This is a genomic window from Enterobacter sp. 148H3 (assembly GCF_034107425.1).
Taxonomy (GTDB): Bacteria; Pseudomonadota; Gammaproteobacteria; order Enterobacterales; family Enterobacteriaceae; genus Enterobacter; species Enterobacter vonholyi.
Window position 1 is genome coordinate 64,643 of sequence record NZ_JAWNEI010000013.1, and the last position, 13,558, is coordinate 78,200.

At 58.7% G+C, this 13,558-nt stretch carries 9 protein-coding genes; 3 read left to right on the forward strand and 6 right to left on the reverse strand.

Features of this window, described 5'->3' with window-relative positions; all coding sequences use genetic code 11:
- Positions 1-36 precede the first annotated feature (36 nt).
- Positions 37-933 carry a DMT family transporter gene (locus USH94_RS18020; protein WP_111965929.1) on the forward strand — a complete coding sequence of 299 codons (897 nt, stop codon included), beginning with the start codon at positions 37-39 and terminating at the stop codon, positions 931-933.
- Here USH94_RS18020 and narI read toward each other — a convergent pair.
- From narI to USH94_RS18045, 5 genes are all read right to left on the reverse strand, one after another.
- Entirely contained in the window at positions 930-1,607 is a 678-nt protein-coding gene (narI, locus tag USH94_RS18025; protein WP_023312107.1) for a respiratory nitrate reductase subunit gamma, read from the reverse strand. The two genes, USH94_RS18020 and narI, sit on opposite strands and share 4 nt — an antisense overlap.
- Positions 1,607-2,317, reverse strand: a complete 711-nt coding sequence (gene narJ, locus USH94_RS18030) for a nitrate reductase molybdenum cofactor assembly chaperone (RefSeq protein WP_045404951.1) — start codon at positions 2,315-2,317, stop codon at positions 1,607-1,609. The genes narI and narJ overlap by 1 nt, the downstream gene beginning before the upstream one ends.
- Entirely contained in the window at positions 2,314-3,849 is a 1,536-nt protein-coding gene (narH, locus tag USH94_RS18035) for a nitrate reductase subunit beta (RefSeq protein WP_111965928.1), read from the reverse strand. The genes narJ and narH overlap by 4 nt, the downstream gene beginning before the upstream one ends.
- Positions 3,846-7,589 carry a nitrate reductase subunit alpha gene (locus tag USH94_RS18040; protein WP_111965927.1) on the reverse strand — a complete coding sequence of 1,248 codons (3,744 nt, stop codon included), beginning with the start codon at positions 7,587-7,589 and terminating at the stop codon, positions 3,846-3,848. The genes narH and USH94_RS18040 overlap by 4 nt, the downstream gene beginning before the upstream one ends.
- Before the next feature lie 381 nt (positions 7,590-7,970).
- The gene (locus tag USH94_RS18045; RefSeq protein ID WP_048989619.1) at positions 7,971-9,368 is read right to left on the reverse strand and encodes a NarK family nitrate/nitrite MFS transporter; all 1,398 of its coding nucleotides are present in this window, start codon (positions 9,366-9,368) and stop codon (positions 7,971-7,973) included.
- A gap of 309 nt (positions 9,369-9,677) precedes the next feature.
- On the opposite strand from USH94_RS18045, the gene narX reads away from it, so the two are divergent.
- Positions 9,678-11,474, forward strand: a complete 1,797-nt coding sequence (narX, locus tag USH94_RS18050) for a nitrate/nitrite two-component system sensor histidine kinase NarX (protein WP_111965926.1) — start codon at positions 9,678-9,680, stop codon at positions 11,472-11,474.
- Positions 11,467-12,117 carry a two-component system response regulator NarL gene (gene narL / locus USH94_RS18055; RefSeq protein ID WP_008499531.1) on the forward strand — a complete coding sequence of 217 codons (651 nt, stop codon included), beginning with the start codon at positions 11,467-11,469 and terminating at the stop codon, positions 12,115-12,117. The genes narX and narL overlap by 8 nt, the downstream gene beginning before the upstream one ends.
- 3 nt (positions 12,118-12,120) lie before the next feature.
- Here narL and USH94_RS18060 read toward each other — a convergent pair whose 3' ends face one another.
- Positions 12,121-13,527 carry a YchO/YchP family invasin gene (locus USH94_RS18060; RefSeq protein ID WP_111965925.1) on the reverse strand — a complete coding sequence of 469 codons (1,407 nt, stop codon included), beginning with the start codon at positions 13,525-13,527 and terminating at the stop codon, positions 12,121-12,123.
- Positions 13,528-13,558 lie beyond the last annotated feature (31 nt).

Consider the following 13,558-nt stretch of genomic DNA (forward strand, 5'->3'; position numbering starts at 1 on the left):
TTTTCGACAATAACGTCATTAATCAGGAGGTGGATGATGCGTGATTTACATAAAGGCGTCTGGCAAATGGGCCTGGCGATGTTAATTTCCGGCTCTATCGGTGCGTTTGTTTTGCTCAGCGGCCTGCCGGTAACGGAAGTGGTGTTCTGGCGCTGCCTTATCGGGGCAATGGCGCTTTTTATTTTTATCCGGGTGAGTCAAAAGCCCTTTAGCCCCCTCACCCGCACCACGCTGATGCTGGCTATTCTCGGCGGCGTAGCGCTCGTGGTGAACTGGCTGCTGCTCTTCGCGGCCTATGAACGGATCTCGATTGGTCTTTCGACCGTGGTCTATAACACCCAGCCGTTTATGCTGGTCCTGATGGGGATGTTTTTAGGCGAGCGCGTCAGCCTGTTGAAATGGGGCTGGTTGTTCCTCGCCTTTGGCGGCGTGGTGATCTTGCTCTCCAGCGAGCTGACCGGCGCGCATGGCAGTGAATGGCTCGCCGGAATCGGCCTGGCAATGGCCGCGGCCTTCTTCTACGCGCTGACGGCAATCATTGCGCGCAAGCTGAAAACAATCGCGCCGCAGCATATTGCCTTTATCCAGGTGCTGACGGGCGTCGTGATGCTTTTGCCGTTTGCCAGCATGCCGTCATTTTCAGGTGATTTTCCCTGGCCTACCCTGCTGACGCTGGGCATCGTCCATACCGGTATTATGTACCAGCTGCTCTACAGCGCAATTCAGAAGCTGCCGACGCCTATAACCGGCTCCCTGTCGTTTATCTATCCGGTGGTGGCGATCGTTGTCGATAATCTGGTGTTCGGACACTCGCTGAACCTGACGCAGCTCGCGGGCGGCGCGCTGATCCTGTTTGCTGCAGCGGGCAACAACCTGGGCTGGGGCGAAAAAAAACCCCGCGAGTGCGGGGTTGGTATCAAAACGGCGAATTAGCGACGGGCGCGCACAATCTGGTATTTGCGCGTCAGGTACTCCACCGGCGCGCTCCAGATATGCACCAGACGAGAGAACGGGAACAGCACAAACAGCGTCATTCCCAGCACCAGGTGAACGCGGAAGATAAACGCCACGCCGTCCAGGTGCGCGGAGGCTCCGCCGTGGAAGGTCACCACGGACTGCGCCCAGCCGACCAGCTTCATCATTTCGCTGCCGTCCATATGCTGCGCCGAGAACGGAATGGTCAGCAGGCCCAGCGCGCACTGCACCATCAGCAGGGAGAGGATCAGAATATCCGCTGCGGTCGTGGTCGCACGCACGCGCGGGCTGAACAGACGACGTTTCAGCAGCAGCAGGCCACCCACCAGGGTCATCACCCCGCAGGCACCGCCGGCGATCATCGCCATCTTCTGCTTCACCTCAATCGGTAGCCATGCTTCATACATCCAGTGCGGCGTCAGCATCCCCAGGAAGTGACCGGCAAAAATCCCCAGAATACCGATGTGGAACAGGTTAGAACCCACATGCATCCCTTTACGATCCAGCATCTGGCTGGAGGCGGCACGCCAGGTGTACTGGCCGTAGTCGTAACGCAGCCAGCTTCCCACCAGGAACACGGTGCCCGCGATATACGGGTAAATGTCAAAGAAGAACATATTCAGGAAGTGCATTAGTGCCGTCCTCCGTTAGAGATATTCAAATATTGCGGGGCAACCGCGCCGGCAAAACGACGCTGGTGAGCGGAGATTTCAGACTCGCCGCAGTTCTGGTCAGCAAAGAATTTCACCTGCTCTTCTTCCCAGACCGCATCCAGCGCTTGTGGCGTATCATCGCGGGCTTCATCCGCAATTTTCTCCGCCACTTTTTCACTGTCGACCGAGGCGTTGGCCAGCTTCACCAGCAGATCGAACAGCACCGCATAGCGGCTCTCGCGCTGCTGCAGGCGCGCGCCGAGCAGCGCCAGGATCGGCGCGATATCCTGCAGACCGCCCAGCGCCTCTTCTTTCGGCAGCTGCGCCAGGTACTCCAGATACAGCGGCAGATGATCCGGCAGCTCGCGGCTGTCGAGCTGCAGGCCGTGCTGTTCGTACTGGGCCATCAGGTCCACCATCGCCTGACCGCGGTCGCGGGATTCACCGTGAACGTGTTCAAACAGCAGCAGCGAGGTCGCACGCCCCCGGTCAAACAGCTGGCTGTAGTCCGACTGGGCATCCAGAAGGTCGCGCGCCAGCAGATCGCGGAGGAAAACGCCAAGCCGCTGGGCATCGTCTTTATCCAGATTTTCAGATGACGCGAGTGCATCAAAGAGTTCCTGCTGATGCTGCGCAAGCGCAGCATCCGGGTACTCGAGCAGGCGCGAAACAATGACGAGTTCAATCATTGGTGCGGCTCCGTTTTGCTGGTCACATCCATGGCATCGATGCGGCGGCTGTTGAACAGGTTGAATTTGCTGTCTGACCCGTGGCAGCCGTCGCCAAAGGTAAAGCCACAGCCATTTTTTTCCGGGAAGGCTTCGCGGGCCAGCTCACGGTGGCTGCTCGGCACCACGAAACGGTCTTCGTAGTTGGCAATCGCCAGATAGCGGTACATCTCTTGCGCCTGCGCTTCGGTCAGACCGACCTCTTCCAGCGCGCGGGTATCGATCACGCCGTCTACGGTTTCCGCACGTTTAAAGTGACGCATCGCCAGCATACGCTTCAGCGCGAGCAGGACCGGCTGGGTGTCCCCTGCGGTCAACAGGTTCGCCAGGTACTGAACCGGAATACGCAGGCTTTCAACGTCCGGCAGGATGCCGTTGCTGCCCAGTTCGCCCGCGTCAGCCGCGGACTGAATCGGCGACAGCGGCGGCACGTACCAGACCATCGGCAGGGTGCGGTATTCCGGGTGCAGCGGCAGCGCGAGCTTCCAGTCCATTGCCATTTTGTACACCGGTGACTGCTGCGCCGCGTCAATCACGCTCTGCGGCACGCCGTCCTTCAGCGCCTGCTCAATCACCTTCGGATCGTTCGGATCGAGGAACACGTCCAGCTGACGCTGATACAGATCTTTCTCGTGCTCGGTGCTCGCGGCATTTTCAATCGCGTCCGCGTCATACAGCAGCACGCCGAGGTAGCGAATACGGCCTACGCAGCTTTCTGAGCAGACGGTCGGCATTCCGGCTTCGATACGCGGGTAGCAGAAGATGCACTTCTCTGACTTGCCGCTCTTCCAGTTGAAGTAGATCTTTTTGTACGGGCAGCCGGTGATGCACATACGCCAGCCGCGGCACTTGTCCTGGTCGATCAGCACGATACCGTCTTCTTCACGCTTGTAGATCGCGCCGCTCGGGCAGGTCGCCACGCACGCCGGGTTGAGGCAGTGCTCGCACAGACGCGGCAGATACATCATGAAGGTGTTTTCGAACTGGCCGTACATCGCCTTCTGCATATTCTCGAAGTTCTGGTCTTTGGCGCGTTTCTCGAACTCGCCGCCCAGAATCTCTTCCCAGTTTGGACCGCTGGTGATCTTGTCCATGCGCTGACCGGTGATCAGCGAGCGAGGACGGGCAATCGGCTGGTGTTTGCTTTCCGGCGCGTTGTGCAGGTTCTGGTAGTCGTAATCAAACGGCTCGTAGTAATCGTCGATGCCCGGCAGGTGCGGGTTGGCGAAGATTTTTCCCAGAAGCCAAGCGCGGTTGCCCATGCGCGGCTGCAGCTTGCCGTTGATTTTACGGATCCAGCCGCCCTTCCACTTCTCCTGGTTTTCCCAGTCGGTCGGGAAGCCGGTGCCCGGCTTGCTTTCTACGTTGTTGAACCAGGCGTACTCCATACCTTCGCGGCTGGTCCAGACGTTTTTACAGGTGACCGAGCAGGTATGGCAGCCGATGCATTTATCCAGATTCAGCACCATGCCGACTTGTGAACGAATTTTCATTTTACGCTCTCCTGTACCTGGTCATTACCTTCGCCGTCTAACCAGTTAATGTTCTTCATCTTACGTACCACCACGAACTCATCGCGGTTCGATCCTACGGTGCCGTAGTAGTTAAAGCCGTAGGCCAGCTGTGCATAACCACCGATCATGTGGGTCGGCTTAGGCGTAATGCGGGTCACGGAGTTGTGGATCCCGCCGCGCTGCTCGGTGATCTCTGAACCGGGCAGGTTAACGATACGTTCCTGCGCGTGGTACATCATGGTCATCCCGGCCGGTACGCGCTGGCTCACCACCGCACGCGCCGTCAGGGCGCCGTTGCTGTTGAACACTTCAATCCAGTCGTTATCTTCAATACCCAGGTCTTTGGCGTCCGTTTCGCTCATCCAGACAATCGGACCGCCGCGCGACAGGGTCAGCATCAGCAGGTTGTCGCTGTAGGTGGAGTGAATCCCCCACTTCTGGTGCGGCGTCAGGAAGTTCAGCGCCTTCTCAGGGTTACCGTTCGATTTCGCGCCCATCACCGCTTTCACGGAGCGGGTGTCGATTGGCGGACGGTAAACCAGCAGGCTTTCACCGAAGTCGCGCATCCACTGGTGATCCTGATACAGCGACTGACGGCCGGACAGGGTGCGCCACGGGATCAGCTCGTGAACGTTGGTGTAGCCCGCGTTGTAGGACACATGCTCATCTTCCAGGCCTGACCAGGTCGGGCTGGAGATAATCTTGCGCGGCTGGGCCTGAATATCGCGGAAGCGGATTTTCTCTTCCTCTTTATTCGTCGCCAGGTGCGTATGGTCGCGACCGGTGAACTCGCTCAGTGCCGCCCAGGCCTTCACGGCAACGTGGCCGTTGGTTTCCGGTGCCAGGGTCAGGATCATCTCCGCCGCATCAATTGCCGTATTGAGCATTGGCTGGCCTTTCGCCGGGCCGTCCGCTTTGGTGTAGTTGAGCTTGCGCAGCAGGTCCATTTCGCTCTGGGTGTTCCAGGCGATCCCTTTCCCGCCGTTACCGATTTTCTCCATCAGCGGACCGATAGAGGTAAAGCGCTCGTACGTTGCCGGGTAGTCACGTTCAACCGGAATAATGTGCGGCGCGGTCACGCCCGGGATCAGGTCGCATTCGCCTTTTTTCCAGTCCTTCACGTCCAGCGGCTGCGCCAGTTCGGCGGCAGAGTCGTGCTGGATTGGCAGCGTCACCACGTCGGTCTCTTTGCCCAGGTGCCCCACGCAGACTTCGGAGAATTTCTTCGCGATGTCTTTGTAGATATCCCAGTCGCTTTTCGATTCCCACGCCGGGTCAACGGCCGCAGACAGCGGATGAATAAACGGATGCATATCCGAGGTATTCATGTCGTCTTTTTCGTACCAGGTCGCGGTTGGCAGCACGATGTCGGAGTACAGGCAGGTGCTGGACAGACGGAAGTCGAGGGTTACCACCAGATCCAGCTTGCCGTCGAGACCGTTATCTTTCCACTCCACCTCTTCCGGCTTCACGCCGCCCTGCTTGCCGAGATCCTTCCCCTGGATACCGTTTTCGGTACCGAGCAGGTATTTCAGCATGTACTCGTGGCCTTTACCGGACGAGCCCAGCAGGTTGGAGCGCCAGATGAACAGGTTGCGCGGGTGGTTTTTACCGTTCTCCGGCTGTTCCGCCGCGAAGCGGATTGAGCCATCCTTCAGCGATTTCACGGTGTAATCCACCGGCGACATGCCCGCTTTCTTCGCCTCTTCCGCAATGCGCAGCGGGTTAGTGCCCAGCTGCGGCGCCGACGGCAGCCAGCCCATGCGCTCGGCGCGCACGTTGAAGTCAATCAGGTGGCCGCTGTAGCGGGATTTATCCGCCATCGGCGAGAGCAGTTCCTGCGCGGTGACCGTCTCGTAGCGCCACTGGCTGGAGTGGTTATAGAAGTAAGAGGTGCTGTTCATGTGGCGTGCAGGACGCTGCCAGTCGAGGGCAAACGCCAGCGGCTGCCAGCCGGTCTGCGGACGCAGTTTCTCCTGGCCAACGTAGTGCGCCCAGCCGCCGCCGCTCTGACCGACGCAGCCGCAGAAGATCAGCATGTTGATCAGTCCACGGTAGTTCATATCGAGGTGATACCAGTGGTTCAGACCGGCACCGACGATGATCATCGAACGGCCGTGCGTTTTGTCCGCGTTTTCTGCGAACTCGCGTGCGATACGGGTAATGTGCGCGCGTGGCACGCCGGTAATCTGTTCCGCCCAGGCCGGGGTGTAGGCCTTCACGTCGTCATAGCCGGTTGCGCAGTTTTCATCGCCCAGGCCGCGTTCCAGACCATAGTTCGCCATGGTCAGGTCATAAACGGTGGTGACCAGCGCGGTGGAGCCGTCGGCCAGCTGCAGGCGTTTCACCGGCAGCTTGTGCATCAGTACGTTTTTCAGTTCAACCTTGTTGAAGTGCTCGGAACCTTCGCCGCCGAAGTACGGGAACCCGACCTCGGCGATCTCATCCTGGCTGCCCAGCATGCTGAGGCGCAGCTCAGTCTCTTCGCCGGTGGTGCCGTTACGTTGCTCAAGGTTCCACTTGCCCTTCTCGCCCCAGCGGAAGCCGATAGAGCCGTTTGGCGCCACCAGCTCGCCGTTGCTGTTATAGGCAACGGTTTTCCACTCAGGATTATTTTCCTGACCCAGCGCGTCCACCAGATCGGCAGCACGCAGCGTACGTCCTGCGGCATAGTACCCGTCACGCTCTTCCAGCATGACCAGCATTGGCATGTCGGTGTAGCGGCGGACGTAGTCGGTGAAGTACTGGCTTGGCTTATCAAGATGGAATTCGCGCAGCATGACGTGACCCATCGCCATCGCCATCGCGGCATCGGTACCCTGTTTCGGTGCCAGCCACAGATCGCAGAGCTTGGCGATTTCCGCGTAGTCAGGGGTTACCGCCACGGTTTTGGTGCCTTTGTAACGGACTTCAGTAAAGAAGTGCGCGTCCGGCGTACGGGTCTGAGGAACGTTTGAACCCCAGGCGATAATGTAGCTGGAGTTGTACCAGTCGGCGGACTCCGGCACGTCGGTCTGCTCGCCCCAGGTCTGCGGAGACGCCGGCGGCAGGTCGCAGTACCAGTCGTAGAAGCTCAGGCAGGTCCCGCCGATAAGCGACAGATAGCGAGCCCCGGAGGCGTAAGAGACCATCGACATCGCCGGGATTGGCGAGAAGCCAGCCACGCGGTCAGGACCGTAGGTTTTAACGGTGTAGACGTTGGAGGCGGCAATCAGCTCGTTCACTTCTTTCCATGAGGAACGCACAAAGCCGCCGCGGCCGCGAGCCTGCTTGAAGCTTTTCGCTTTATCCGCGTCTTCAATGATGGAGGCCCAGGCATCAACCGGATCGCTGTGCTGCGCTTTCGCTTCACGCCACATTTTCATCAGCCGCTTGCGCATCAGCGGATATTTCAGACGGTTAGCGCTGTAGAGATACCAGGAGTAGCTGGCGCCACGCGGGCAGCCGCGCGGTTCATGGTTTGGCATATCCGGGCGGGTGCGCGGGTAGTCGGTCTGCTGCATTTCCCAGGTCACCAGACCATTTTTAACGAAAATCTTCCAGCTGCATGAGCCAGTACAGTTCACGCCGTGGGTCGAACGGACGACTTTGTCATGCTGCCAGCGCTGACGGTAACCGTCTTCCCAGTCCCGGTTGGTATCCAGAACCTGGCCGTGCCCATCGGCAAAAGTTTCACCCTTCTGTTTGAAGTAGCGAAACCGGTCCAAAAATTTGCTCATCGGGTATCTCCTGTATGGAGCCTGTGGCTCTCTAAATCGACATTGCTGATTTGCAGCGAAGGTAACGCCCTGAAAGAGGGGGAGAATTGATAACGATCAAGACGAGGAGGGACTTTCAGGCGAGGGGTTACACCAAATACCACCAAAGCGGTATCTCCAAAAAATCCATATCAATATGAAAAATAAGGTTAATGTTATTTCATCGTACAAAAAGCCAGTCGAAATTTAACATCTCAGGTATTAAGGGGTAGACCCACCTGCAAAGCGATGGCGATCGCAGTGTCACCGCAGGCGCCCGCCGTAAAAGCCGTAAGTATGTTGTAACTATTATTCAGGCTAAAAAAAACGCGGCCCGAAGGCCGCGTAAACGGATAATCACACTTACTTATTTTTCTTGGTATTTCGGCCATATACCAGCCACGTAATCACAACGCAGGCGATATAGAAGACGAGGAAAACTTTCATGGCACCGGCCGGAGAGCCGGTCAGATCCAGAGAGATACCGAACGCTTTCGGGATAAAGAAGCCGCCAATCGCGCCGATGGCTGAGATAAAGCCCAGCGCCGCAGCCGTATCCGTCGCCGCTTCGCGCATTGCCTGCTCTTCGCTCCCGCCCTGCGCTTTCACGCGATCCATCGTCAGCTTACGGAAGATCACGGAGATCATCTGGAAGGTGGACGCACTCCCCAGCCCCGCCGTCAGGAACAGCACCATAAACACACCGAAGAAGGCGATGAAGTTACCGCCCTGTCCGTCGGCCGGCAGCGTGAGGAACAGCAGCGCGCAGAAGACCGCCATCACCACGAAGTTAACCAGCGTCACGCGGGTACCGCCCAGGCGGTCAGAGACCATGCCGCCCAGCGAACGTGCAAGGGCACCAATAAACGGCCCGAAGAAGGCAAAGTGCAGGATCTGAATCTCCGGGAACTGCGTTTTCGACAGCATTGCGAAGCCCGCCGAGAAGCCGATAAACGAACCGAAGGTGGCCAGATACAGCAGCGCCATCACCCAGAGGTGTCCACGCTTCAGCACCGGCAGCTGTTCGCTCAGCGACGCCTTCGACGCGGACAGGTCGTTCATAAAGAACCAGGCTGCGAGGGTGAAGACCACCAGGAAAGGTACCCAGATCCAGGCGGCGTTTTGCAGATAGAGGGAAGAACCATCCGCCTGCTCAACGCCACCGCCGCCAAAGGCCGCAAAAATAGAAACAGATATCGCCAGCGGGGCAATCAGCTGCATCACGCTCACGCCCATATTGCCCAGACCGCCGTTAATACCCAGCGCGCCGCCCTGCTTCGCTTTCGGGAAGAAGAAGCTGATGTTCGCCATGCTGGAGGCGAAGTTCGCACCCGCAAAACCGCACAGCAGGGAGATAATCACGAACACGCTGAACGGCGTAGAGGTATCCTGCACCGCGAAGCCGAGCCAGACGCAGGGGACGATCATGATGCCCGTACTGAATGCCGTCCAGCGACGGCCGCCAAAGACCGGCACCATAAACGCGTAAGGCACACGCAGCAGCGCGCCTGACAGCGACGGCAGCGCGGTCAGCATAAACAGCTGATCGGTCGTAAACGTAAAACCCACTTTCGGCAGATTGACCGCCACCGCGCTAAACAACATCCATACGCAAAACGCCAATAACAAACACGGCACGGAAATCCAAAGATTCCGGCTTGCTACACGATGGCCGCGCTGTTGCCAGAACGCCGGATCCTCTGGACGCCAGTCTGTAATAACGGCACCATTTTCCCTTTCGGGAGCGGATGAGTGACTCATAGACACCTCTGATTCTCGAATGATGCTGCAAACATTAGGGTTTTAGGGCGGCGGTAAGTTGATATAAATCAAAGGAAAAGTGGGAGGATTTGCGGCGCAAAATAAGGTCTCACCCTTAGTGAGTAGGCTAATTCGGTAAAAAAGACGTGGTTTTTCACGGCACTGACGGTTCCTGGCTACTCCCACCTCCTTCCCCCTACTCCGTTGGCAATTTAGGGGTAATCCTTTATTGGTATGGGTATACTCCAGGGTATGCACCAGAATAGCGCCATTCCTGCAAGCAGGCCACGTCAGGAGCACGCCACCTCTATGTTAAAAAGATGTTTATCTCCGCTGACGCTCGTGAATCAGCTAGCCCTGATTGTTTTGCTGTCCACCGCCATCGGCGTGACCGGCATGGCGATCTCCGGCTGGCTGGTACAGGGAGTACAGGGTAATGCGCATGCCATCAACGAGGCAGGCTCGCTACGCATGCAGAGTTATCGCCTGCTGGCGTCGGTCCCCCTGACGCAGGACGATCGGCCTCTGATTGATGAAATGGAGCGCACGGTCTTCAGCCCCGAGCTGGAAAACGCCGCCATCCGCGCCGGTCAGCAGTCCCAGCTTAACGCCCTTCAGGGTTACTGGCACACCCAGCTGCAGCCCGGGCTGAAACAGGCTCGCAGCACGGAAACCGTTGCGCAGGACGTTGCGGGGTTCGTCTCACGTATTGATGCGCTGGTCTCCGCTTTTGACCAGACGACCGAATTACGCATCGACCGGGTGGTGATGGTGCACCGCGCAATGGCGCTGTTTATGGGGCTGCTGCTGATCTTCACCATCGTCTGGCTCCGCGCGCGGCTGCTGAACCCGTGGAAACAGCTGCTGGCGATGGCCCGCGCGGTGACCGCACGCGATTTTACCCAGCGCACGCACATCAGCGGGCGCAACGAGATGGCCATGCTTGGCCAGGCGCTCAACACCATGTCGGCAGAGCTCTCCGAGAGCTACGCGGTACTGGAACAGCGCGTTCAGGAAAAAACGGCGGGACTGGAGCAGAAAAACGAGATCCTATCCTTCCTGTGGCAAGCCAACCGCCGTCTGCACATGCAGGTGCCGCTATGCGAGCGCCTCTCTCCGGTGCTGAACGGCCTGCAAAATCTGACCCTGCTGCACGACCTTGAGCTGCGCGTCTACGACGTGGAAGACGAAGATAACCATCAGGAATTTACCTGCCAGTCGGATATGTCGTGCGATGACAAAGGCTGCCATCTTTGCCCTCGCGGCCTGCCGCCGCTGACGTCCGGCGGCACCACCCTGAAGTGGCGCCTGACCGACAGCCACACCCAGTACGGTATTCTGCTGGCAACGCTGCCAGCCGGGCGTCATCTGAGCCACGACCAGCAGCAGCTGGTTGATACGCTGGTCGAACAGCTAACGGCCACGCTGGCGCTCGACAGGCATCAGGAAAAGCAACAACAGCTGATCGTCATGGAAGAGCGCGCGACTATCGCCCGCGAGCTTCACGACTCTATCGCCCAGTCGCTCTCCTGTATGAAAATGCAGGTGAGCTGCCTGCAGATGCAGGATGCAGAGATGCCGGAAAGCAATAAGCAGCTGCTTAGCCAGATCCGCAACGAGCTGAACACCTCCTGGGTGCAGCTTCGCGAGCTGCTGACCACCTTCCGCCTGCAGCTGACCGAGCCGGGCCTACGTCCGGCGCTGGAGGCCAGCTGTCATGAATTTAGCGCCCGGCTGGGGTTCCCGGTGAAGCTTGACTACCAGCTGCCGCCGCGGTTTGTCCCCTCCCATCAGGCCATACATTTACTGCAGATCGCCCGTGAAGCGCTGAGCAACGTGCTCAAGCACTCCGGCGCGACGGCGGTAACGGTCACCGTCAGCCAGCACAACAACCAGGTGAAGCTTACGGTTCACGACAACGGCCGCGGCGTGCCGGAAAATGCCGAACGCACTAACCACTATGGTTTAATTATTATGCGAGACCGCGCCCAAAGCCTGCGCGGTGATTGCCAGGTTCGCCGGAGAGAGACGGGCGGCACGGAAGTTGTCGTCACCTTTATTCCCGAGAAACCGCTTACAACTGCTCAAGGAGAAACCCATGACTAATCAGGAACCGGCATCCATCCTGTTGATCGACGACCATCCGATGCTGCGTACTGGCGTAAAACAGCTGGTCAGCATGGCACCCGATATCACCGTGGTTGGCGAAGCCAGCAACGGCGAACAGGGCATTGAGCTTGCCGAATCCCTCGATCCCGATCTGATCCTGCTCGATCTGAATATGCCCGGCATGAACGGTCTGGAGACCCTCGACAAGCTGCGGGAAAAATCGCTTTCCGGGCGCATCGTCGTCTTTAGCGTCTCGAACCATGAAGAGGATGTGGTCACGGCGCTGAAGCGCGGGGCGGATGGTTATCTGCTCAAAGACATGGAGCCGGAAGACTTGCTTAAGGCGCTGCAGCAGGCTGCGGCGGGCGAGATGGTTCTCAGCGAAGCCTTAACGCCGGTGCTGGCCGCCAGCCTGCGCGCCAACCGCGCCACCTCTGACCGCGACGTCAGCCAGCTAACGCCGCGCGAGCGCGACATTCTCAAGCTCATTGCCCAGGGGCTGCCGAACAAAATGATCGCCCGGCGCCTGGACATCACGGAAAGTACGGTCAAAGTGCACGTGAAGCATATGCTGAAGAAAATGAAGCTTAAATCCCGCGTCGAAGCCGCGGTGTGGGTGCATCAGGAACGCATTTTTTAAGGGCTACTCATCCGGCAGCAGCTTCCAGCGCGGATCGTCGTCAGGCAATGCGACCAGCGGCTGCACCACAGCAAGCGCGATCTCATTGGACGAGACGCGCTGGCCTTTCTCATCTTCCACCACCGCCGACAGGTGCCAGCGGTTTGTCGCCCCTTCGCTGTCATCCCAGGCAGGCATAATCACGCTCCAGCCGTCGGTGCTGTTGCTTTTCGCCGGTGACGTCAGGCTCAATGCCTGCGTATCCCCCTGCCAGTGTATCTGACGAATGCCGTGCGTGCTGCGGACCTGGAGCTTCAGCATGACGGTCTCGCCCCCCTTCAGATCCCACGGCGGCGTTGCCAGCCACACGGACAGCGTTTTGCGCTGACGGAACTCCATCACCGGCAGGCTATTGCGCTCCGGCGAGTCGTAGCGGCTTCCGCGCAGGGATCGCGTGGCGGCGACTTCACCGGCGGAAAGCTGTTTCACCAGCGGCACGCCAAAGCGATAGTTGAGCTTCAGCCCGAGGTTATTCTGGCTCTCGCCGCTTTCGCCCTGCTTATGCCCGGCCGTCAACGTGACCAGCGGAACGGGGGTGTAGTTAAGCCCCAGATTCACCGCTACCGGATTGTGGTAGCCGGTTCCGCTGTTGAAAAGATCGACGTTATCGCCAAAGTATTGCTCGAAGCTGACGCTGGTGTTCAGGTGATGGAACCACGGCAGCCAGGCTTTAGCGGTGACGTCATATCCGCGCGCCATGCGCTGCTCCCGGACGTCAGAGCGCTCACGCCAGCCGGCAAAGGGCTGATAATAGTTGGCTGACAGGCGCAGATTTTCCCCCCACGCTTCCGCGCCCAGCCCGGCACGCTGCAGGTTTTCATCCAGCAGGTTATCGTAAAAAGTGTTGTAACCCAGCAGCCATTTCCCGGCGACCCAGCGCTGGCCGATTCCAGCGTTACTCACCAGGCCATCCGTCTGCTGGGTCAGGCCAAGCTGGCTCCAGCTCAGATAACGGTTGTTATCGTTCCACGGGATAAACCAGCTCCCGCTGCTGCCGTTAAATTTGCCATCGTTGTCCACCAGCAAGTTCACGCTGGCGTTCCCCCAGGGCGAAAGCCAGGACTCAATCTGCTGGTTCACTTCGCCGCTTACCGCGTCGCGCACCTGACCAAACGCGAACTGACGCGCCTGCTCGCCGGTCGTCAGTCCATTGTCGGTCATGCTGGCTTCACCAAAGGCTTTCGCCATTTCGGCCAGATGCTTCTCCCCCTCGCCGGTTGGCGCCGCCATGCCGAGGTCGGGCAGATTATCCCCGTCATTATCAAAGGGATTTTGTGCCTGCTGGATAAAGGAATTCGGCGCACCGTGAACGGCTCCGACCGTAAGAAGGGGGAGTAAAAACAGCAAACGAATGCGGGACGATACAGCCATCAACGTCGTCAATAAGAACCTGTGTTTATGA